This is a genomic window from Falsigemmobacter faecalis (assembly GCF_003863335.1).
Lineage (GTDB): Bacteria > Pseudomonadota > Alphaproteobacteria > Rhodobacterales > Rhodobacteraceae > Wagnerdoeblera > Wagnerdoeblera faecalis.
Genome location: NZ_RRAZ01000002.1, coordinates 46,859 through 69,147 on the forward strand (window position 1 = coordinate 46,859; position 22,289 = coordinate 69,147).

The window sequence follows — 22,289 nt, forward strand, 5'->3', positions numbered from 1 at the left end:
ACCAAGGGTTGATACTGTGCGGTGGTGCACGGTGGACTGTGCAGCCGGGGATCAGCGGAAGGGCCCGAGCGGGATCTCTTTGGCCTGGAAAGTCTCAGCGCTGGCGCGTTTCCAGCGGGAACGCCACTCTTTCAGTTCCGGCTCATCCCCCTCGGTCAGAAGGAAACCTTCGGGCAGATAGGGGAAGGCCTGGTTGCCATCTTCAAAGCCGGAATCGTTGAGGCGGAACATGAAGTGATAGGGCATGAAGTCCGACGGATCATTCAGCCCTGCCGCTCCGGTAATTTCTGCCAAAGATTTCAGCGTATTGCGGTGGAACCGGGCGACGCGTTGATATTTGTCATCAACGTCGAGCGCGCGCATCCGCAGCGGGTCCTGGGTCGCGATACCGACCGGGCAGCGGTTGGTGTGGCAGGACTGCGCCTGAATGCAGCCGAGCGCAAACATGAACCCCCGCGCGGAGTTACACCAATCCGCCCCAAGCGCCAGCGCGCGGGCGATATCAAAGGCCGAGATCACTTTTCCGGCCGCCCCCACACGAACGCGGTCGCGCAGGCCCGCGCCCCGCAGAGTGTTGTGCACGAAGTGCAGCCCTTCGAGCATGGGCATGCCGACGCGGTTCACAAATTCCAGTGGCGCGGCGCCGGTGCCGCCCTCAGTTCCGTCGACCACGATGAAATCCGGCGTGATCCCGGTTTCAAGCATGGCTTTGACAACGCACATAAATTCGCGCCTATGCCCGATGCAGAGCTTAAAACCCACCGGTTTGCCGCCGGAGAGATCGCGCAGCGTCCGGATGAACTGCAGCATCTCAATCGGGGTTGAGAAACTGGAATGACGCGAGGGCGAGATGCAGTCCTGGCCCATCGGAATGCCGCGGGCCGCCGCAATCTCGGCGGTGATCTTGGCTGCGGGAAGCATACCGCCCTGACCAGGCTTGGCGCCCTGGCTGATCTTCAGCTCGACCATTTTGACCTGCGGATCCGCCACCTGCCGCGCAAAGGCCTGCGGATCAAAGCTGCCGTCCTCGTGGCGGCAGCCGAAATAGCCTGAGGCCACCTGATAGATCAGATCGCCGCCGCCCTCGCGGTGAAAGCGGGAAATCCCGCCCTCTCCGGTGTCATGGGCGAATTTCCCAAGTGCCGCCCCGCGGTTCAGCGCCGCGATGGCATTGGCCGAAAGCGCGCCGAAACTCATGGCCGAGATGTTGTAGATCGACGCGCTGTAAGGCTGCAGGCAATCCGGACCGCCAATGGAGATGCGAAAATCGCTGTTGGTCAGCGTCAGCGGCGCCATGGAATGGGTGAGCCAGGTGTAGCCCGCGGCATAGACCTTCTCCATGGTGCCGAAGGGGCGTTTGTCTTCGACCCCCTTGGCGCGCTGATAAACCAGCGAGCGCGCCTCACGGGTAAAGGGGATCTCATCCTGATCGCTTTCAAAGAAATACTGCCGCATTTCGGGGCGGATATCTTCGAACATGAAGCGCAGATGCCCAAAGAGCGGGTAGTTGCGCAAAATGGCATGGTGGGTCTGGGTGACATCGCGGATCCCAAGACCCGCCAGCGCGGTGCAGATCACCGCCGGAAGCACCGCCCATTCGGTGCCATTGACCACATTCCACACCGACCAGATGGCCAGCAGCACCGCGAGCCAGAGGCCCGAGTAGCGAAGGAGGGACGAATGCATCATCGTAAGCTTTCCACTCAGAAAAGCCGGTTCTCCCGGCCATCTGCGACATTTCATCGGAGTGAACCATAGCCCCATTAACAGAGGCTTTCACCCATACCTTGCAAAGATCGCGCCTCAGTGACCCCGGATCACATGCGACGGGCGTTCACCCTGCAGCAAAAGCCGCAGATTTGCCACCACATGGGCCGCAAGTTTCGCGCCCGCGCGGTCGCTGCCCCCGGCAATATGCGGCGAAATCAGCACATTGGGCGCCGACCACAGCGGGTGGTTGTCGGGCAGCGGCTCAGGCGCTGTGACATCAAGGCAGGCGCCCCCCAGATGACCGCTCTCCAGCGCTTTTTGCAGCGCCTCCGAGCAAATCAGATCGCCGCGCCCGACATTGACCACCACTGCGCCCGGTTTCAGCCAGGAGAGCGTGGTCTCATTGACGATGCGGAAGGTCTCATCGGTCAGCGGCGCGGCCAGAAACAGCACATCCGTCGCCGCAAAGGCGCTTTGCATCTCTTCATAGCTGTAGACGTGATCGGCCTCAGGATCGCTGCCGCCGCCACGACGCAGCGCGGCCACCTCCATATCGAAGGCCCGGGCGCGTTTCGCCGCCGCCCGCCCGATAGAGCCAAAGCCAAGGATCGTCATGCGGCGGTCGCCCAGCGTCAGGACCTGGGGCAGACCTTTGCGCAGCCAGGTTTTCTGCTGCTGCGCAAGGACCGCATAATCAAGACGGCGCATCAGGGTAAGCAGCATGGCCAACCCATGCTCCGCAACCGGAGCGCCTAAGACGCCGCCATTGCCGTAGACGGCGATTCCCGGCAGCTCATAAAGGTCGATGCCGTCATAACCGGCGGTCATATTCTGAATGAACCGCAGCCCCGAGGCCTGCACCGCTGCGGCAAAGGCAGGGGTCCAGAGGTCTTTTGCGCCTGCGGTGACGATCCCGTCACAGCCCTCAAGCCCGCCTGCGATCGCTTCATCAGCACTCAGCACCACGGTCTGCGTGCCGTCCAGGCCCTGCAATGCGGGGATCAGCTCGGCATCGGCAAAGCGGCGGATATAGGCGATGCGAAGGGGCGGGGTCATCGGAGGGGCCTTCCTGTCTTCCTGTCCGCACCTGAGCGCGGACCATGGGTGTCGTTTTGGGCGCAGTCTGGCGCGGCGGTCTCTTAAGGCCAAGGCCAAAGCGTAAGGCGTAGCCGCTTTTCCTTTCTAAGGCCCCGGGGGGTCTCACAGGCCCCGCAGACAGAGCGGCCCGCGGACGGCAGGGATCACAGGGCGGCCTGGTCCGCACAGGTCTGCGCGACTCACCGGGTGGGGAAAAATTCCCCCGCGCGGTGGGGCGGGGAGAGAACCGGGTTCTCCGGGGGAATTTCCTGCCATGACCTGCGGCCTTCGTGAGAATATTCCGCCTGCCAGGGCGCGAAAATCGACCGCTCCCGTTCATTTACGCGACGCCCGGCGGCGCGGCAGACTGCCCCTGACACAGATCACGCCGGAGTGCCGCCATGTCCTATCGCCTGAGCCTTCTTGATAAATCGCCCGTGGCCGAGGGGATGAGCGGCGCAGAGGCGCTGCAGGTGACCCTGCAGGCGGCGGCGCTGGCCGATCGGCTGGGCTATCACCGCTATTGGCTGGCTGAGCATCACGGGCTTCCCGGTCTGGCCTCTGCCGCGCCCGAGGTGATGATCGCGCAGATCCTCGCGGTGACCCGCAGGATCCGCGTGGGCTCAGGCGGGATCCTTTTGCAAAACTACGGCGCCTGGAAAGTGGCCGAGATCTTCTCGGTTCTGGCGGCGCTCTATCCGGGGCGGGTGGATCTGGGGATCGGCAAATCTCCGGGCGGGCTGCCGCAGGTGACGCGGGCTTTGCAGCGCGAGCTGCGCGGGGGCTCGGCCGCAGAGGTGGGGCGCAAGCTCGCGGAGCTTTCTGCCTGGCTGCAGGGCGCGCATGAGGGGGCCGAGATCCTGCCCCGTCCGGCCACCGGCCCGCAGCCCTTTCTGCTCGGGGGCTCGCTGGCGAGTGCCGAACAGGCGCTGGCGCTTGGCTGGGCCTATGTCCATGCCGGGCATCAGGACGGCAATCCCGAGCTGACCGCCAAAGTCGCGGCGCTGCTCCATCATGCGACCGGCGAAGGCCCGGTGCTGGCCGTGGCCGCCTTTGCCGCCCCCACGCGGGAGGAGGCAGAGGCCCGGATCGGCGGTCTGACCTTCGTGAAAGTGAGCTTCGCCGATGGTCACAGTGTTAATCTGACCTCTGAGGCGGGTGCGCGGGAATATGCCCGCCAATATGGCCCGGTGGATTATGAGATTTCTCAACGAACCCCGGTGATCGTGGCCGGGACGGCGGATGATATTCACGACCGCCTCTCCACCCTCAGCCAGCGCTACGGCATCCGTGACTTCGTGCTCGACCAGCCGGTGGCGGAAGCCCAGGCGCGGCTTAATTCCATTTCCCTCATCGCGCGGCCCGTGGCCCGTGCGGTGGCCTGACCTTCAGCAGGAGAGTTCCGATGACAGGCGCACCCATTCGTTTTGGCCTTATGCTGCACGGGGCCGGGGGGCATATGAACTCCTGGAAGCATCCCTCGGGTCCGGCCGATGCCTCTGTGAACCTTGAGTTCTACATCAGCCAGACCCGCAAAGCGGAAGCGGCGGGCATTGCCTTTGTCTTTGTGGCAGACGGGCTTTACATCAATGAAAAATCGATCCCGCATTTCCTGAACCGCTTTGAGCCGATGACGATCCTGTCGGCCCTGGCAACCCAGACCCGTAAAATCGGTCTCGCGGGGACGATTTCGACCTCTTATTCCGATCCTTTCACCGTGGCGCGGCAACTCGCCTCACTGGATCTGATCTCGGGCGGGCGGGCGGCCTGGAATGTGGTGACAACCCCCCTTGAGGGCACGGCGCTGAACTATTCGCGCCCGCATCCTGAACATGCGCAGCGTTATGAAATCGCGGATGAATATCTGGAGGTGACCCAGGGGCTCTGGGACAGCTGGGATGAAGATGCGGTGCTGCGCGACCGCGAAACGGGGCAGTTCTTTGACCCCGCAAAGCTGCATACCCTGAACCACAAGGGCGCCTTCTTCCAGGTCGCAGGCCCGCTCAATGCGCCGCGCTCGGCCCAGGGGCAGCCGGTGATTTTCCAGGCAGGGTCTTCTGATCCGGGGATTGCGCTGGCGGGCAAATATGCCGACGGCGTCTTTATGAACCCGATGTCGCGCGAGGAGACCGCAAAATTCACCGCCCGTATCAAGGATGCGGCCGAGGCCCATGGCCGCGCGCGCTCAGATGTGAAGACCTTTCCTGGCTTTTCGCCCATCGTCGGTCGCAGCCGCGAGGAGGCTGAGGCGAAATATGAAGCGATCCGCGCGCTGATCACCCTGCCGGAAGCTCTGGCCTATCTGGGGCGCTATTTCGACCACCATGACTTCAGCCAATATGACCCCGATGCGCCCTTCCCGGATCTGGGCGAGATCGGGCGGAATTCCTTCCGCTCGACCACCGACCGCATCAAGGCCGAAGCCGCGGCAGGGGGCCTGAGCCTGCGCCAGGTGGCGCTGGCCGCAGCCACGCCGAAGCCCGCCTTTATCGGCACCGGGGCCGAGATTGCGGAAAAGATTATCGACTGGGTCGACAGCGGCGCCTCGGATGGCTTTATCCTCAGCTTCCCGGTCTCGGCCGAGGGGCTGGAGGATTTCGTGACCCTGGTGATTCCGGAACTCGAAGCCCGCGGCCGCTACAGCCGCGATCTGCCAGGGGCGACTTTGCGCGATCATCTGGGGCTGCCCTATAAGGAAAGCCGCTATCAGACGGCGCGGCTCGATCTGGCTGCGGAATGAAAAAAGGGGGCCAGCGGCCCCCTTTGCTCACTCTGCCGGATCGATCAGCGACAGCTCATCCAGAAAGCGGATCGCGAAGCTGCCGGTTCCGCGCGCGCCCGAGGCGCGCTCCGCCGCACGGGCATAGATCGCATGGGCCGCGGCCACGGCGTTCAGCGGGCTCTCCGCCCCCGCCAGCATCCCCGCCATCAGCGCGCCAAGCGAGCAGCCCGCCCCGGTCACCTGGGTCAGTCTTGCGTCGCCACCGGGCACGGCGATCACCTCACGGCCATCGGTGATATAGTCAACCGGGCCTGAGACAGCGGCGATGGTGCCCAGATCGGCTGCGACTTTTTGCAGGAAGGGCAGAGCCTTGTCTGACGACAGCGTGGTATCAACGCCCTGGGCCCCGCCCTCGCCGCCCGCCAGCGCCACCAGTTCAGAGGCATTGCCGCGAATGGCGGTGGGGCGGAATTCCAGCAGGCTTTTGATCACGGCGTCATACTCTGCCGCTCCCGCGCCAACCGCGACCGGATCGAGCACCCAGGGCACACCCGCTTCATGGGCGGCACGCGCAGCGGTGCGCAGCTGCTCATACGAGACGGCGCTCATCAGGGCCGCGCCATTGATCCAGACCGCAGAGGCATGGGTCGCAAAGACCTTTGGCCAGTCCATCGCCGCACCAATCGCCGGGCCCGCGCCCACCGCCAGCAGCACATTGGCCGAGAGATTGGCCGCGACGAAATTCGTCAGCCCATAGCAAAAGGGCTTCAGCCGCTTCAGCCGCGCAAGCTCAGCGCGGGCTTCTGCGCTGTCCCAGGTGACCTCTTTCATGCTCATCTCCTTATGCGCCCGCCACGACGGCGGTCACTTCCAGCTCAATCTTCATCCGCGTATCGATCAGACGCACGACCTGGATCATGCTTGCCGCCGGATAAATACCGCCAAAGGCCTTGCCATGGGCCTCTGCGAGGGCGTCCCATTCGGTCTCATCGGTCAGATAGATCCGGGTGCGCACCACGTCTTTCAGCGAGGCCCCGGCTTTGGCGAGAATGCCCTCAACCTTGGTCACGGCGCGGGCGAATTGCTCGGGGCCGGTGCCCGGCGCGCCCTCAGCAGGCAGGCCCGAGCAGCCCGAGACAAAGATCTGGCCCGCGCCCAGGGCGGCGCGGCTATAGCCCATCAGCTCTTCGTAATGGCTGCCGGTGCGGATGCGGTTTTCCATGTTACACTCTCTCACTGAAGGTCACCGGACGGGCGAGGGCGAGAAGCGCCCCGGCGCTCAGGGTGCTGAAATCTTTCACGGTCAGAACGGGTTGGTCGTCAAAGACATGGGTCCCGGTCGCAAGCGCCACGAAGGGGATGCCCAGCAACTCTGCCGTGCGCTGGTCCCAGATGCCGTCGCCCAGGATCACGGCGCGAACCGCCTCATCGCCGCAGGCCAGCGCCGCGGCGCGGGTGACGATCTCTTCGCGGCTCAGATATTCGCCCCCCGTGGCCAGGGCCGCGGCCTCAGGATCCACGCCCAGAAGCCCGAGCTTGACCTTTGCCATGCCGCGCAGACTGCCCGTGGCATAGGCCAGGGCCACATCCGGCATCCCGGAAAGATCCCGGATCAGCGCGGCGGCCCCCGCCACTTCCGGCACGCTGCTGTGGCTGAGGTGCTCGCGCAGCGCAGCTTCATAGGCGGCGTCATAGCGGGCAAGGTCCTCAGCGGTCAGCTCGCGCTGGTGGAAGTGGCGGTAAAGCTCTGAGATCACACCGATATCGGTGTAATGTGGATAGGCGGGCCAGGGCTGAAAGGTGACATCCAGCCCGTCATCGGCCAGGATTTTGGTAATCAGACGGTGGTGCAGATCCGCCGTCTGCAACAGCGTGCCGTCGATGTCGAAAATAACCAATGTCTTCACGACTGAGCCTCCGGCCAGCGAATGTCAAAACTGCGCGCGACTTCAAGATGCCGCGCAAGCCCCAGAACCCCGGCGTCATTAAAGCGCTTTCCGGCGATCTGCACCGAGACCGGCACGCCACCGTCCAGCGGATCAAAGACCGGCACCGTTGCCGCAGGCCAGCCCAATTGGTTGAACCAACAGGCAAAGGCCTGATGGCTGGCCATGCCAGGGCCTGGGTCCGGGCAAGGCAGATCGGCGGCAAAACGGCGGACCGGCAGCACCGGCGAAAGCACATAATCAAAGCGGTTTAAGAACGCATTCACCCGGGCTGAGGCGACCAGAAGCTGGTGCTGCACCTCTGCCGCAAAGATCGCGCTTTTGCCCAGCAGCTGGTCATATTGCGCGCCGATCAGCGGATGCACCCGGCCCCGGTCTGCGGGCGGCAGGCCAAAGTAATCGGCGGCGCCGATCAGCAGCATATTCCAATGCACCGCCTCATAATCTGCGGGGTTGAGGGGCAGGTCCTCGATCTCGGTGATGTCGGCGCCCGCGGCCTCCAGCAGATCGGCGGCGTGGTTGACAGCTGTCATCGTGGCGCTGTCGGTGGCATCGCCCCAGGCCGCCTCGCGCCAAAGGGCGATCTTTTTGCCCTGGATCCCCGCGTCGGGCGCGGCGCGATAGGCCCCCTCGGCCGAGAAGTGATCGCCCTCGGCATAGCGCCCAAGGGCGGCAAGGGTCAGCTCCACCGCCTCCACATCCGCCGCCATCGGCCCGGCTGAGCGGAAGCTGCCTGCCGGATCATAGGCGATGCGCCCCTGGGTCGGCTTGATCGAGGCCAGCCCCGAAAGCGCAGCCGGAATGCGGACCGAGCCCACCATATCGGTGCCAAGCGCCACCGTCGCGGCCCCCAGCACCACCGATGGACCGGCCCCTGAAGAGGAGCCACCGGGGCTGTCGCCGGCTTCCCAAGGGTTACCGATCTGCCCGTGATGCGAACTCAGGCCCGACATCAGCATGGCAAAATCCGGCATGGCGGTTTTGCACAGCGCCATCATGCCGACATCGCGGGCCCGGATCACCGGCAGCGCATCATAGGTTGAGACCTTGCCCGGATGGCAGGAGGTGCCATGCCAGCGCGGCAGGCCCTTGATATGAAAGCTGTCTTTAAAGCTGATCGGCACCCCGTCGAGCGCGGACAGCGGCACCCGCCCGGCCCAGCGGCGGCTGGAGGCCGCAGCCTCAGCCAGCACCATGGCGCGGTCGAGCGACGACAGACCATTCAGCGCCGCCAGCGGCCCCTCAGCCCGGTTCAGCGCAAATTCCGCCACATCGAGCGGCGTAAACTCGCCGCTGCGATAGCCCCGCCGCAGGGTGGCGAGATCGGGAAGCCCTTGGGTAAACGCCATTTTACGCTCCGGCCTGAACGGGCAGGGCGGGATCGGCGCGCCAGCCCGACATGCTGTCGTCATAGATCACCACATCCTCCTGGCCGATCAGATGAAAGGCCAGCGCCAGCCCCGCCGCATTGATGCCGCCGCCGCAATAAAGCACCGGGGCGATATCGCGGCTGAGGCCCAGATCCGCCAGTTTCTGCGGCAGGATCGCCGGATCAAGCCGCCCGTCCGCGCCCAGAAGTGAGGGCCAGGGCAGGTTCAGCGAGGTGGGGATATGGCCGCGCCGCGGATCGCTGCTGCCGTCGCCGCGAAACTGCTCTGGCCTGAGGGCGCAAAGAAGCGGGCGGGCGGGATCGGCCCCTTTGTTGACCAGGGCCAGCACCTCATCGGCACCGACGAACAGCCCCTCAGCGGCCTGCAGCGTGAAATTACCGGGGGCGATTTCTGCCCCCATGCTGGTCTCAACCGGATGACCTGCCGCCACCCAGGCCTGCAGCCCGCCGTTCAGCACCGAGACCTTCGCCAGCCCATAGCCGCGCAGCAGATACCAGAGCCGCGCCGCATAGGCACCACCAAGGCTGTCATAGATGACCACATGGCTGTCGCCCCTGATCCCGACCGCCCGCGCCGCCGCCTGCAGCTGTTCGGCGGAGGGCGCGGTAAAGGAGAACCGCGCGGCCGGGTCGGAAAACGCCTGCATCAGATCGGCAAACCGCGCGCCGGGGATATGACCTTTGGCATAACCCTCTGGCCCCGGGGCAAATTCCGTCACCCCGGTGCCGCGGTCAATTCGCGTGACCGAAGCGTCGAGCAGCACGACCTGATCCGCATGGGCGGCAAGCCAGTCAACCTCAAGCAATGCGGACATGGCTCAACCCTCCCGCTTTTGCGCGCGGTTCATCCATTCGTCCCGCGCGGGGCGGTGCAGGCCAAGGTTTTCGCGGGTGGTGCGCCCCTCATAGTCGGTACGGAAGAGGCCGCGGCGCTGCAATTCCGGCACGATATGTTCGGCGAAATCTTCAAAAGCGGCGGGCAGATGGGTGGCCTGGATCATAAAGCCATCGGCGGCCCCGGCGGCCATCCAGCGCTCCATCTCATCGACGATGGTGCGCGGCGCGCCGATCATATTGCCCTCGGTGCGCGCGCCATACCAACGGCCGATCTCGCGCACGGTCTTATTGGTGCGCCGCGCATATTCGACGACTTCTTCGTAGTGCCCCTGAACGCCGACCTCTTCGATATCGGGCAGCGGGCCGTCGAGATCATATTTCGTCAGATCCACATTGACGTGATAGGCCAGCCGCGAAAGCCCGGCCAGCGGATGGACCAGATCGGCAAAGGCCTCATGCTTCGCCTGGGCTTCGGCATCGGTCCCGCCGATCACCACGCTGGCGGCGCAGAGAAGTTTGATCTGATCCGGGTCACGGCCAAAGCGGGCGGCGCGGGCGCGCATGTCCTGGCGGAAGGCCACCGCGCTTTCCAGGCTCTCATTGGAGGAGAAGATCACATCGGCCCAGCGGGCAGCGAAATCGCGGCCGCGCGGCGAGGCACCGGCCTGGATCAGCAGCGGATAGCCCTGGGGCGGGCGCGGCACCGACAAGGGCCCCTGGGTCGAGACATACTGACCTTTGTAATCGACCGCACGCACCTTGTCGGGATGGCCGAAGATGCCGCTTTCTTTGTCCTGGATCAGGGCGTTGTCGTCCCAGCTGTCCCAAAGCTGCGTCGTGGCCTCCAGCACCTCTTCGGCGCGGGCGTAGCGGGCGTCACGGGGGGGCAGTTTCGGCTCGCCAAAGTTCTGCGCTTCGGCATCCTGGAAAGAGGTGACGATATTCCAGCCCGCACGGCCTTCCGTGACATGGTCAAAGGTGCCAAGGGTGCGCGCCAGGTTATAGGGCTCATGATAGCCGGTCGACAGCGTCGCCGCGAGGCCGAGATGCTCGGTCACCCCCGCCATAACGCCAAGGATCGTCATCGGATCAAGGCGCGGCGTGCCCGAGCCATATTCAATCGCCGGGCGGAAGCTGCCCCCCAGCGAGCGCGGCATCGAGAGCGCATCGGGAATGAAGGCCAGATCAAACTTCGCCGCTTCCAGCACCTTTGCCACGCGGCGGTAATAATTCGCGCCGAGGAACCCCGGATCGGCATCTTTATGGCGCCAGCCGGTGGTGCCCATGGGGCCTGCGTTCATGAAAGCGGCAAGGTGGATCTGCTGGCTCATCGGTCACGGCCCCTCTTTATGCGGCCGCGCGAAACCCTCGTGCGGCACAACTGCGACTGCCCCGGATTACGCCCCGCGCAAGGGACAGTTCCAGAGAAAGCTTTTCGCGCCGTGATAACTTATGGAATAAGGCGTGAGAGAAGGATCCTTCTTTTTCTGCCCCGGGTTTAGAAGAATTATTCCGCCCGATCCTGCGGTGTCGGCATTGCGATCGCCTCCCGTGCGACCCGCAGAAAGGCGCGAAGGGCGGGGTTTCGATCATCTTTGCGCCAGTAAAGCCCTGTCTGCCAGTCAAAACCGGGGCCTTCGCGGGAGTTTTCGATATCGCGCACAATGATGCGCTGCGGGTCGATCAGATGCGAGACCGCGGAGGCATGCATCAGGGCCACGCCGAAGCCCGCCTCAACCATCCGGAGCTGAATAAGGCTCTCATTCACCCGGTGGGTGGTCTGCGGCCTGATGCCTTTCCAGTCAAGAAAGCGCTGCACCGTCCCCTCAAACCCCGGCGCGATTGCGGGTTTCAGCCGGATGAAGGGCTGCGCCGCCAGGGCCGGACTGTCGGGAGAGGTGATCGCCCCGCCGAGTTCGGCCGGATAGACCAGCGCCAGCCGGTCGCGTGCCACCAGACGCGCCCCTAAGTCCGGCGGCCCCGGCCAGCGCGCAAAGGCCACGTCGAGGCGCTTTTCCCGCAGCATGGGGATCTGTGCCTGAGAGGAGATATCCTCAAAAGACAGCTCCACCCCCGGATGACTTTGGCGGAAAGCCAGCAGCGCATGGGTCATCCCTTCGAGCGCCGAAAAGGTAAAGCCGATCGCCAGCCGCCCGGTATCGCCCGAGGCCATCGACAGCCCCCGCGCCCAGACCCTTTCGGCCTCATCAATCAGCGGGCGGACCTCGCGCAGATAGGCCTGGCCGAATTCCGTCAGCTCGGTCCCCTGGCGCGAGCGGTGGAACAGCTGATGGCCAAGGATATCTTCCAGCCGCACGATCTGTTTGGACAGCGTCGGCTGGGTGATGCCCAGCACCTCAGCGGCGGTGCGGTAATTGCCAAATTCACCCAGAGTGGCGAAGGCGCGCATCAGATCAATTCGGGACATGGGGCAGGGCTTCCGTTTTCTTCATATCGCAGCGCCGGGGGGGCGTCGTCCAGTGCGGCAAAGCGGTTGCGGGATTGCCGCCCTGCGCTAAGCTGCCGCAAAAAGGGGAGCGGCGATGTTTTATGATTTCAGCGGAGAGGCGGCGGCGCTTGGCTATGGCATCCTCGCCAATACCGTCACGCCCCGTCCGATCGCCTGGATCACCAGCTGCGATGAGACGGGCCGGGTCAATGCCGCGCCCTACAGCTTTTTCAACGCTATGGGGGGCCGCCCGCCGACCCTGGCCGTGGGCTTTCTGGCCGGGATCAACGGCTGGAAGGATACCGCGCGCAATCTTCGCGAGCGGGGCGAATTCGTGGTGCATCTGGTCTCGCAGGACCTGGCGGCGGTGATGAACCAAAGCTCCGCCGGCTATCCGCCCGAGGTCTCGGAGGCAGAGGTTCTGGGCATTGATCTTCTGCCGGGTCAGCGGATTGCGACCCCCAGGATTGCCGCCGCCCGCGTCGCCTTTGAGTGCCGTCTGCTGCAGTTTGTCGAGACCGGCGCCTTTCAGGGCACCGCGGTGGCCGAAGTTCTTGGCGCGCATATCGCCGATTTCGCGATCAGCAACCCCGCGCGTGGTCATGTCGACCGCGAGGCGCTGGAGCTGATTGCGCGGCTTGATGGTCGCAGCCGCTATGCCTGCGATTTTGAGGTCTTTGACATGCCGCGCCCGGATGTGGAGTAATCGAAGTCATCTCCCCTGGCAACATTCATCATAAATAATTGATTTATATAATATTTAAGGCGTGAAAGTCGATGTTGATTTACTGAAGCACCCATTCTGCACAGACGTAACGAGCATCGAAATATCTGCGCCGGAGAAAGAAAAAGGCGGCCCCAGGGACGGCCTTTCCGATGGTGGTTGTCAGCGGCGAACGAGCCGGAACTTCCCTCAGACGTTTTTGGGACTTTGGCTCCCGGATCCGCCTGAAGTCTCTGGCTCAGACCGGCCCCGCGCGCCGCCAAATCCAGGGCGCCAAGGGCGCAGCTGTGTGACCCCAGGGTTTGATGGTGCGCTCTTTTCGGGGAAGGGAAGGATGCCCCGTGGGACAGTTTCGCCATGGCCGCGCCACGACCACGCAGGCCATCCGAGCTGCTATACTGAGGCCCTGCCCGCCATCGGCTTAACGGCAGGCCTGAGTGCGCGCGGAGCGGAGCCGGGAACCCGGGACGGAGGAGGATCGTTTTCCCGACGATTGGGCGCTGATGCACAAATCTTTCAGGATGCAGTGTCCTGCCTGATCCGGCTGCGCTGTCGGCATGAGCTGTCCTTCGAAGCCCCGCTATAAGACCAGCCACTGGCGGGCTTGTAGCCGGGCGTTGAAGCACCGATGGCCACCCGTGTCGCATAAAACCAGGCGGGTTAAGAAGAGGTCTAACCCAAGGCTGATTTGCGCAACAGCACGGCGATGACCTCAAATCCGGGCAGGTAGAAATCCGTGGCTCTCAGGCCAGAGGGATGAGCCGAGGTACCGAAAAACAAGCCCGGGAGAGGTGCGGCGCGCTCCACCGGATCCGGGCCCAGCCCCGCTCGCGGTGGAGCGCGATGAGCGCTGAGGTGGTGATGTAATCGCTGCCGATCTCCGGGGGCCGAAGGTGGGCGGGCGCCAGAGATCAATGAGCGGGGCTTCGACCCATTCCGCCGCGGACAGGCCCGCTTCGGCGGCCGCGATGGCATTTAGGATCCCCTCGAAGGACAGGCCGAGTTCCGGGGGACAATTTCATCACATGTATCCTGTGAACGGTGCTGTGCAGAACCGGCGCGTTTTTCAGGTCGGAGGCGCGCTGCAGCCTGCGGGCCGCGATCCGAAGGCCCGGGCGGGGATCCCGGACGGACGGATGTGCCAGACCCTCGGCCATGGCCTCGATGGCTGTCTCGGAAAGCGCCCGCTTTTCCCGCTCGCAGCGCACCAATGCCGTGCGCTCATCGGCGCTGCGGTGGCGCAGATGGAGCGGCGGGCAGCGGCTCAGAAAGGGCTCAGGGAGCAGGGCCGGGGTACTGTACGTCAGGATCCGGCCGACCCGGCTCCTGTCGAACGGCACCTGATCACAGGAACAGATCCGGCGCTTTGCCGCCGGAGGCTCCATCAGGGGCAGCATGACCTCCGCCGGCCCGTCGGCCTGACTCCGTGTCGGGGTGACGGCTCCGGCCTTCGCGACCTCGTCCGCCACAACGATAGGATTGGCCCCTTTGGTCCGCAGAATATGCCTGACCAGGCCGACCCGGCTCAGCGCCGCCTAAGCCGTGCCGGGCCCGTCCGGGGCGTTTCCGTGTGCAGTTCGGCGGCGATCTTCTCGGCCGCGGCAAAGCTCAATTCGCGCATGAGGGACTTGAGGACAGCGGGGTGCAAGGGCTTTTCGGCCAGATCCGGATCCCTGGCGGCCCGGTGCGTCACCAGATGGGTCTTGAAGCGGCCGCGGAGGGCACCGGTCCGAAAAGCGGTCGCTTTCCGGTGCTCTCGGGTGGATGTCGGTGGGGTCCGACAGGGGATCAGGTCGCGGTGGCCGGCTTGGGGCATCCGGTGTCGCCGAAAGCGTCCCGATTGAGTGCAGCCGCACCGCCGAGTGTTCTGTAGCCGCAGTTTTCTGCCTGCGGAAGCGGACAGGAAGCTGCACAAGATCATGATATATAATCATTATATCTGACTTCGGGAAACCAGGGATCATTATATGTGCGGCGCGGTCAAAATACGGGCATCTTGGACGTTATCTGGGGGGCAGACCGGAGGGGGCTGAGATCTGATCAAAGGTTGATAATCAGAGTTATGTTTACTCTTGTGCCGCCCGCAGCAGCGCAGGGACCAGGGCGCGTGTGACGTCGCGGATCGGCGCGGGCGCGTGTTCGGCGATGTGGCGCAGGCCGTGAAGGGCCGATGCGGGCGCGGTGCTCAGCATCTCAAGGCGTTTCAAAGCGGCGCGGGCGGCGCGGCCCTCGCGGCCAGGCGCCTCCTTCAGACCCTGAAGCGCGGTGATGCCGTTTTGCAGCACCAGCATGGCGCGGGCGCGGCGCAGCAGGGCCGGATCGCCCGGCGTGACCTTCTGCGCAAAGGCCGCCGCAGGCAGGGCCCGCAGCAAGAGACGGCTGCGGCTGCGCGGGGCGTGATCGCCCCCGGCCTCACTGGCGGCCAGCGCGGAAAGATCGGCCAGCATCGCAAGGCGCAGATGCTCCAGCCGCCGCACCGGGCCTGCGGGCCAGATCAGCGCGAAAAGACCCCAGGCCAGAACCGGGGCCGCCACCACGGCCAGCCCCTTGGCCAGAAGACCTGCGGGTTCCGCCAGAAAGGGGATCTGCGGTTGCGAGAGCAGCAGGAACACCATGTGAAAATCAAGCGCCGCAATCCCCGTGCGGCGATGCGCGCTGAGAAACGGGCCGAGCAGCAGAAAGGGCATCATCATCGCGATCTGCCCCATCTCTGTGCTGACCAGAGGCCAGAGCAGAAGTTGACAGATCAGCATGGCCGCCACCGCCAGCACCTGGCCCAGCAGCACATGGCGCATGATCAGAACCGGCGTCTCAAAGGAGGAGAAAACCGAGATCATCACCGAAAGCCCCAGCAGCATGAAGGCCCCCGGCGCCCAGCCCGACAGCGCCCAGCCAAGGCCAAAGATCAGGATCGCGCCAAAGGCGCGCAGCCCGGCCTCGCGTGCGCCGGCGGGATCGCTGTGCTGCGGCACCCTCAGCGGGGCCGGAGCGGCGGCCTCAAGGGCGCGCAGCGAGAGGGCCAGATCGCTCAGGCCGGGATGGCCCTGGCAGAGCGCAAAAGCCGCCTCATCGCGGCCCTGTTCCAGGTGATCGGCAAGGCGGTGCAGATCGCGCAGCGGCGCGGGCGGCGGGTTTTCACCCTCCAGCACCAGGGCGGTGCCCGCCAGCACCAGACGGCGGGCCGCGCGCAAAGCCTGGCGCCCCGCGGCCGAACCTGCGCCATGCGCATCAAGGCTTTCATCCAGCGCCGCCAGTTTCGCCAGCAAAACCTGGGCTTCGGCATCCGGCATCGGACCGGCGGCGCGGGCGCGCAGGATGCGGGCCACATGGCGGCGCACCCTGCCCTGCAGCCCGTCCGCCGCCCGCCCCGGCGCAAAGGCCTGGGCGATCAGCGTGCCGACCAGCACGCCCAGCAGCACCGTCGCCAGCCTGTCCGCACCAAGCGCAAGCACCTGCTCGGGCCGACCCACATCAATCAGCGCCACCAGCGAGGCGGAATAGCCGGCAAGTGCAATGCCATAGCCCGGAATCCCGCGCCGCAGGCCCGCGCCCCAGGTGCAAAGCCCGATCCAAAGCGCCAGCGCCGTCACCATCAGGCTGATCTCAATCTGGCTCAACAGCACGAGGCAGATCCCGACCCCGGTGCCGATCACGGTGCCCAGAAAACGAAAGGCGCTTTTCTCAAAGACCTGACCGCGCAGCGGCTGCGCTGCCGCCCAGACCGACATGCCCGCCCATTGCGGATGCTCCAGCCCGAGGATCTGGGCCAGAAACAGCGCGATGCAGCAGCCGATGGCCGTGCGAAAGCCCATGCTGAGCCGGGCGGGATCGAACCCGAGGGCACTCAGAGGGGGTCTCAGCATGGCTCATCCTTTCCGCGCGCATCCGAATGATGCTGCCTCCCGCGACTCAGGTTGCGGGAGGGTCTCTTTCAAATAGGTGATCAGTCATGCGTTTGAAAGATGGGATATACCAGATGCGACTGAAATGCAGAGAGGATGCCCATTTTTATGGCATGTGGTCGCGGAAATGGCCAGGATGACGCAGCGTCATATTTCGTGATGCCAAAGTGACCCGAAATCAAAATAACTGATATGTCATTCTCTTTTCGCCCATCAGCAGGAGGTCTCTTCTGCTTCAGGCCCCTCTGCGGGAAGATCTTCAATGCGCGCGCGGACCTGGCTCAGCCATTCCAGCATCAGGTTCAGCTCTGCATCTGACCGCTGGCGCAGCAGATGGAGGTCAATCGGCAATACCACATCCAGAATGCGCGCCGCCATCTCGCGGCCCTGATCGGTCATCGACACGATCCGGCTGCGGGCGTCCTGGGGGTCAGGGTCGCGATGCGTCAGGCCCGCGGCCTCCATCTCGCGCAACAGCCGCACAAGCCCTGAGCGTTCCAGCCCCATGCGGTCGGCCAGCACCGACTGCGGCACCCCCTCGCCCGAGCGGTTGAGGTTATCGAGCACCGCCCATTGCCCGTCCGAGATCCCCAGCGTCACCGCATGACGCGTCAGCGCGCGCCGCCAGACCCGGGCGACGGCGAACATCTCCCGTCCGAAACGCGAGCGGATGTCTTCTTCGGGCATGTTCAGTCTCTCCCCAGGCCGTGAAACAGGCCTCAGGGGTAACGGAAAACGGGCGCGGAGGAAATCTCCCGCGCCCGTCCTTTATCGTTCCGGCTGAGATCGCCTCAGGTCTCGGTGCGATAGCCGAGTTTCTGGCCGAGTTTTGAGGCGTAGAACTCGCCGATCAGACCGCGGCGGAAGATCAGCACGCAGACCATGAACACCAGACCCGTCAGGATCGTCACCGGGAAGCTGGAGGTGGCGAGATAGTTCTGCAGCGTCACCACGATGCCCGCGCCAAAGAAAGGCCCCGTCAGCGTGGCGATCCCGCCCAGAAGCGTCATCAGCACCACTTCGCCCGACATCTGCCAGGACACATCCGTCAGGGTCGCTGATTGAAAGACCAGCGATTTCAGACCCCCGGCAAGACCCGCAAGGGCTGCCGACATCACGAAAGCGCCCAGCTTGTAGCTGACCACCGAATAGCCCAGCGAAATCGCGCGGTTCTCATTCTCGCGGATCGACTTCAGGATCATCCCGAAGGGCGAATTCACGAAGCGCCAGATCACCAGAAGGCCCAGCATCACCACGGCAAAGACGAAGTAATACATATTCATCGTCGGCCCGAGATCGATCACCCCGAAAAGATGGCCGCGCGGCACCGACTGAATGCCGTCCTCGCCATGGGTGAAGGGCGACTGCAGGCAGAAGAAGAAGAACATCTGCGACAGCGCCAGGGTAATCATGGTGAAATAAATCCCCGTGCGGCGCAGCGCGATCAGCCCGATCACCAGCCCGATCAGCGCCGCCCCCGTCATGCCGATCAGCAAAGCCAGCTCCGGCGTAAAGCCCCAGACTTTGGCGGCATGGGCGGTAAAATAGGCCGCCCCCCCGAAGAAGGCCGCATGGCCAAAGGACAAAAGCCCGGTATAGCCCAGCAGCAGGTTGAAGGCTGAGGCAAAAAGCGCAAAGCACATCAGCTTCATCACAAAGATCGGATAGGCGAACCAGGGCGCAAAGATCAGGCCAAGGATCATCAGCCCGACAATCACCAGGCGGATGGTGGGTGCTTTGGGATGCAGCTGAACGGTGCCTTCCTCAGCGCCCGCGGAATGAGCAGCTCCATGTGCCATGTTACACATCCTTCCCAAAAAGACCCGCCGGGCGCAGGATCAGAACAATCGCCATGATGACGAAGATCACGATATTGGAGGCCTCGGGGTAGAAGACCTTGGTCAGCCCCTCGGCGATGCCCAGGAGATAACCGGTGACGATGGCCCCCATGATAGAGCCCATGCCGCCCACAACGACCACCGCAAAGACCACGATGATGATCTGCGTGCCCATCAACGGCGAGACCTGGTAGACCGGGGCCGCCAGCACGCCCGCGATCGCCGCAAGGCCCGCGCCAAGCGCATAGGTCAGCGTCAGCAGCAGCGGCACATTGATGCCGAAGTTCTGCACCAGAACCGGATTTTCCGTGGCGGCCCGCAGGGTTGCGCCAAGGCGGGTCTTTTCAATCAAAGCCCAGACCGAAAGGCAGATCACCAGCGAGGCGACAACCACCCAGCCGCGATAGATCGGCAGCACCATGAAGCCAAGGTTCACCACCCCGGTCAGGGCCGCAGGCGCGGGATAGGGTTTGCCGGAGGCACCGAAGAAGTAGCGGAAGGTGCCTTCAATCACCAGGGCCAGGCCGAAGGTGAAGAGAAGCCCGTAAAGGTGATCGAGCTTGTAAAGCCGCGCCAGCATGGTCCGCTCAACAAAAGCCGCCACAATCCCCACGATCAGCGGCGAAAGCGCCAGCGCCACCCAATAGCTGATCCCGCCCGACTGCAGCAGCAGAAGCGCCGCAAAAGCGCCCAGCATATATTGCGCGCCATGGGCAAAGTTGATGACCCGCAACAGGCCAAAGATCACCGCCAGCCCCAGCGAGAGCAGCGCATAGAACGAGCCGTTGATCAGGCCCAGCAGCAGCTGCCCCATCAGGGCCTGGATCGGAATGCCAAAAATCATCGTCATCTCAGACCCCCAGCTCGCGGTTCAGCATGCCCATCTGAGCTGCCAGTTCACTGACGGGGAATTCAGCGGTCATCTGCCCGTGATCCATCAGATAAAAGCGGTCCGCGACCTGAGCGGCAAAGCGGAAGTTCTGCTCGACCAGCACCACGGTCATGCCGCGTTTCTTCAGCTGCACCAGCACCTCGCCGATGCGCTGGATGATGACCGGGGCCAGCCCCTCCGTCGGCTCATCCAGCAGGATGCAGCGCGCGCCGGTGCGCAGAATGCGCGCCATGGCCAGCATCTGCTGCTCGCCGCCCGAAAGCTTGGTGCCGGGGGAATTGCGGCGCTCTTCGAGGTTGGGGAACAGATCATAGATCTCGCGCAGCGGCATGCCGCCACCCGCCACAACCGGGGGAAGCATCAGGTTTTCTTCGACTGAGAGGGTGGCGAAAATCCCGCGCTCTTCGGGCACATAACCGATGCCGGTATGGGCCACGCGGTGCAAAGGCGTGGTGATCAGATCTTTGCCCGCGAAGGTGATCTCACCGGTACGCTTTCTCAGGTTGCCCATGATGGTGCGCAAAGTGGTGGTTTTACCCATGCCGTTGCGGCCGAGAATACAGATCATCTCGCCTTCGGCGACATGCATATTCACGCCGTGCAACACATGGCTTTCGCCATACCAGGCTTCGACATTTTTCAGTTCCAGAAGGGGTTTCATCAGGCTTCGACCCCCATATAAGCTGTGCGCACGCGGGCATCCTGTGACACGGTTGCGTAATCGCCCTCGGCGATGATTTCACCGCGCTGCAGCACGGTGACATGGTGGCAGATATCGGCCACAACGCTCAGGTTATGCTCAACCATCAGCACGGCGCGGGTTTTGGCGACATTGCGGATGATATCGGCGACCATGGCCACATCTTCGCGCCCCATCCCCGCCATCGGCTCATCAAGCAGCAGCACCTGCGGATCCAGCGCGAGGGTGGTCGCGATCTCCAGCACGCGCTTGCGGCCGTAGGACAGATCCGCCGCGCGGCGGTCGCGCCAGGGCGAGAGGCCGAGTTCGGCGATCAGCTCATCCGCGCGCGGATCGAGCGTTTCCAGCGATGAAAGCGGCTTCCAGAACTGCGTTGCCAGCCCGTTCGGGCGCTGAAGCGCCACGCGCAGATTTTCCAGCACCGTCAGATGCGGAAAAACGGCGGAAATCTGAAAGGAGCGCACCATGCCCATGCGGGCGACGCGGTCGGGTTTCATTTTGGTGATGTCCTGGCCCAGCAGCGTAATCTCGCCACGCGTAGGCTGCAGGAATTTAGTCAAGAGGTTGAAAACGGTCGTTTTTCCCGCGCCGTTCGGTCCAATCAGGGCATGGATCTGCGCATGGTGCAGATCAAGATTCACATTATTCACCGCGGTGAAACCTGCGAAATCTTTGCCCAGTCCCCGCGCGGAAAGCACCACGCGCGGCCCGTCAGCCTGGGGGGTGGCGTATGTCATTTCAGTCCCCGTCCGTGAAGTTTCTCTGTTGGGTCCGGCCTGTCGCCCGGACCAGGCGGAGGGGCCGCGCAGGCGCGCCCCCTCCGGATCAGTCTCAGTTGGTGGCCGGGCAGCCCGAGTTTTCGAACGTCATGAAGGCGGTCTCAGCCGGGATGGTGGCTTTGACGGTGTAATAATCCCAGGGCGTGTCGCTCTCGCCGGGCTTTTTCACTTCCATGAGGTAAACATCGGTGATCATCCGGCCGTTCGGCAGCACTTTGCCGTTGCGGGCGAAAACATCGCTGACGGGCAGTTCATGCATCTTTTTGGCAACCGCTTCGGTCTCATCGGTGCCTGCAGCCTCAATCGCCTTCAGATAGGACATGACGGCGGAATAGGTGCCGGCATGAATCATGTTCGGCATCGCGCCGGTGCGCTCAAAGAAGCGCTTGCCGAATTCGCGGCTTTCGTCGTCGCGGTTCCAGTAGAAGCTTTCCACGAGGTTCAGCCCCTGCGCCGAGTCGAGCCCGATGCCGTTGACTTCCGCCAGGGTGAAGAGCAGCGCTGCGATTTTCTGGCCCCCGGCGGTGATGCCGAATTCCGCCGCCTGTTTGATGGCGTTCTGGGTGTCCATTCCGGCGTTGGCCATGCCCACAACCTTCGCGCCCGAGGCCTGCGCCTGCAGCAGGAAGGACGAATAATCCGTGGTCGCCAGCGGGTGACGGACCGAGCCGAGCACTTTACCGCCGTTCGAATTCACGAAATTCGAGGTCTGCTCTTCCAGCGAATAGCCAAAAGCGTAGTCTGCGGTCAGGAAGTACCAGCTGTCGCCGCCTTCCTGCACCAGCGCGCCGCCGACGCCGGTCGCCAGCGCGTGGGTGTCATAGGCCCAGTGGAAGCCATAGGGCGAGCACTGCGCACCGGTCAGCTCGGTGGTGGCCGCACCGGTGTTGATGGTGATCTTTTTGGCCTCTTTCGAGAGCGCCTGCACGGCCAGACCCACGGAAGACGAGGTCAGCTCCATGACCGCATCGACGCCTTCGGTGTCATACCATTTGCGCGCGATCGACGAGGCGATATCGGCTTTGTTCTGGTGGTCGGCGGTGATCACCTCAACCGGCACACCCAGCACGGTGCCGCCGAAATCTTCCGCCGCCATCCGGGCCGCTTCATAAGAGAATTTACCGCCGAAATCAGCATAAACGCCCGACTGGTCGTTCAGGATACCGATTTTCACGCTGCCATTGCTGGCCTCAGCAAAGGCGGCACCGGACAGAGCCAGCAGTGCAGTGGTCGAAATCAAAAAGTGACGCATGGATCGAATTCCCTCCCGAGGTCTTCACATAGGGCCACCCGTGCAGGCTCTTTTGGCCCGCGTCGGGCGCA

Annotated in this window: 19 protein-coding genes; 3 read left to right on the top strand and 16 right to left on the bottom strand. The window is 64.0% G+C overall.

Annotation, left to right across the window (positions count from 1 at the left end):
- Positions 1-51: 51 nt before the first annotated feature.
- Together EG244_RS01430 and EG244_RS01435 are read right to left on the bottom strand one after the other, a co-directional pair.
- Positions 52-1,686 carry an FMN-binding glutamate synthase family protein gene (locus tag EG244_RS01430; protein WP_124963373.1) on the bottom strand — a complete coding sequence of 545 codons (1,635 nt, stop codon included), beginning with the start codon at positions 1,684-1,686 and terminating at the stop codon, positions 52-54.
- A gap of 117 nt (positions 1,687-1,803) precedes the next feature.
- Positions 1,804-2,766: a D-2-hydroxyacid dehydrogenase gene (locus EG244_RS01435; RefSeq protein WP_124963226.1), complete on the bottom strand. Its 963-nt coding sequence runs from the start codon at positions 2,764-2,766 to the stop codon at positions 1,804-1,806.
- Between the two features lie 422 nt (positions 2,767-3,188).
- Between EG244_RS01435 and EG244_RS01440 the strand changes: the two genes are divergently transcribed.
- Together EG244_RS01440 and EG244_RS01445 are read left to right on the top strand one after the other, a co-directional pair.
- Entirely contained in the window at positions 3,189-4,172 is a 984-nt protein-coding gene (locus EG244_RS01440; RefSeq protein WP_124963227.1) for an MsnO8 family LLM class oxidoreductase, read from the top strand.
- A 20-nt stretch (positions 4,173-4,192) separates the two neighbouring features.
- Complete coding sequence (locus EG244_RS01445) at positions 4,193-5,527, top strand: LLM class flavin-dependent oxidoreductase (RefSeq protein ID WP_124963228.1); 1,335 nt, start codon at positions 4,193-4,195, stop codon at positions 5,525-5,527.
- A 27-nt stretch (positions 5,528-5,554) separates the two neighbouring features.
- Here EG244_RS01445 and EG244_RS01450 read toward each other — a convergent pair whose 3' ends face one another.
- From EG244_RS01450 to EG244_RS01480, 7 genes are all read right to left on the bottom strand, one after another.
- Positions 5,555-6,340 carry a hydroxyethylthiazole kinase gene (locus EG244_RS01450; protein ID WP_124963229.1) on the bottom strand — a complete coding sequence of 262 codons (786 nt, stop codon included), beginning with the start codon at positions 6,338-6,340 and terminating at the stop codon, positions 5,555-5,557.
- Positions 6,341-6,350: 10 nt separating this feature from the next.
- Complete coding sequence (locus EG244_RS01455) at positions 6,351-6,731, bottom strand: Rid family hydrolase (RefSeq protein ID WP_124963230.1); 381 nt, start codon at positions 6,729-6,731, stop codon at positions 6,351-6,353.
- A 1-nt stretch (position 6,732) separates the two neighbouring features.
- Positions 6,733-7,416 (bottom strand): HAD family hydrolase, encoded by a 684-nt coding sequence (locus EG244_RS01460; RefSeq protein WP_158617215.1) that lies wholly within the window; start codon positions 7,414-7,416, stop codon positions 6,733-6,735.
- Positions 7,413-8,804 (bottom strand): amidase, encoded by a 1,392-nt coding sequence (locus EG244_RS01465; RefSeq protein ID WP_158617216.1) that lies wholly within the window; start codon positions 8,802-8,804, stop codon positions 7,413-7,415. The genes EG244_RS01460 and EG244_RS01465 overlap by 4 nt, the downstream gene beginning before the upstream one ends.
- A 1-nt stretch (position 8,805) precedes the next feature.
- Positions 8,806-9,660 carry a sulfurtransferase gene (locus EG244_RS01470; protein ID WP_124963233.1) on the bottom strand — a complete coding sequence of 285 codons (855 nt, stop codon included), beginning with the start codon at positions 9,658-9,660 and terminating at the stop codon, positions 8,806-8,808.
- 3 nt (positions 9,661-9,663) lie between these two features.
- On the bottom strand, positions 9,664-11,013 hold the full coding sequence (locus EG244_RS01475) for an LLM class flavin-dependent oxidoreductase (RefSeq protein ID WP_124963234.1): 1,350 nt from the start codon (positions 11,011-11,013) through the stop codon (positions 9,664-9,666).
- Between the two features lie 176 nt (positions 11,014-11,189).
- Positions 11,190-12,110, bottom strand: a complete 921-nt coding sequence (locus tag EG244_RS01480) for a LysR family transcriptional regulator (protein WP_124963235.1) — start codon at positions 12,108-12,110, stop codon at positions 11,190-11,192.
- Between the two features lie 115 nt (positions 12,111-12,225).
- On the opposite strand from EG244_RS01480, the gene EG244_RS01485 reads away from it, so the two are divergent.
- The gene (locus EG244_RS01485) at positions 12,226-12,837 is read left to right on the top strand and encodes a flavin reductase family protein (RefSeq protein WP_124963236.1); all 612 of its coding nucleotides are present in this window, start codon (positions 12,226-12,228) and stop codon (positions 12,835-12,837) included.
- Between the two features lie 2,084 nt (positions 12,838-14,921).
- Here the strand turns inward: EG244_RS01485 and EG244_RS01490 are convergent.
- The 7 genes from EG244_RS01490 to EG244_RS01520 all read right to left on the bottom strand — a co-directional run bounded on the left by EG244_RS01490 (position 14,922) and on the right by EG244_RS01520 (position 22,218).
- Positions 14,922-16,718 carry an FUSC family protein gene (locus EG244_RS01490; protein ID WP_124963237.1) on the bottom strand — a complete coding sequence of 599 codons (1,797 nt, stop codon included), beginning with the start codon at positions 16,716-16,718 and terminating at the stop codon, positions 14,922-14,924.
- 252 nt (positions 16,719-16,970) lie between these two features.
- On the bottom strand, positions 16,971-17,444 hold the full coding sequence (locus EG244_RS01495) for a MarR family winged helix-turn-helix transcriptional regulator (protein ID WP_124963238.1): 474 nt from the start codon (positions 17,442-17,444) through the stop codon (positions 16,971-16,973).
- A 104-nt stretch (positions 17,445-17,548) separates the two neighbouring features.
- On the bottom strand, positions 17,549-18,556 hold the full coding sequence (locus EG244_RS01500; RefSeq protein ID WP_124963239.1) for a branched-chain amino acid ABC transporter permease: 1,008 nt from the start codon (positions 18,554-18,556) through the stop codon (positions 17,549-17,551).
- A gap of 1 nt (position 18,557) precedes the next feature.
- On the bottom strand, positions 18,558-19,445 hold the full coding sequence (locus tag EG244_RS01505; RefSeq protein ID WP_124963240.1) for a branched-chain amino acid ABC transporter permease: 888 nt from the start codon (positions 19,443-19,445) through the stop codon (positions 18,558-18,560).
- Between the two features lies 1 nt (position 19,446).
- On the bottom strand, positions 19,447-20,148 hold the full coding sequence (locus EG244_RS01510; RefSeq protein ID WP_124963241.1) for an ABC transporter ATP-binding protein: 702 nt from the start codon (positions 20,146-20,148) through the stop codon (positions 19,447-19,449).
- Positions 20,148-20,924: an ABC transporter ATP-binding protein gene (locus tag EG244_RS01515; RefSeq protein WP_124963242.1), complete on the bottom strand. Its 777-nt coding sequence runs from the start codon at positions 20,922-20,924 to the stop codon at positions 20,148-20,150. The genes EG244_RS01510 and EG244_RS01515 overlap by 1 nt, the downstream gene beginning before the upstream one ends.
- Positions 20,925-21,018: 94 nt before the next feature.
- A complete protein-coding gene (locus EG244_RS01520; protein WP_124963243.1) occupies positions 21,019-22,218 on the bottom strand; it encodes an ABC transporter substrate-binding protein in 1,200 nt (399 codons plus the stop codon).
- Positions 22,219-22,289: the final 71 nt, after the last annotated feature.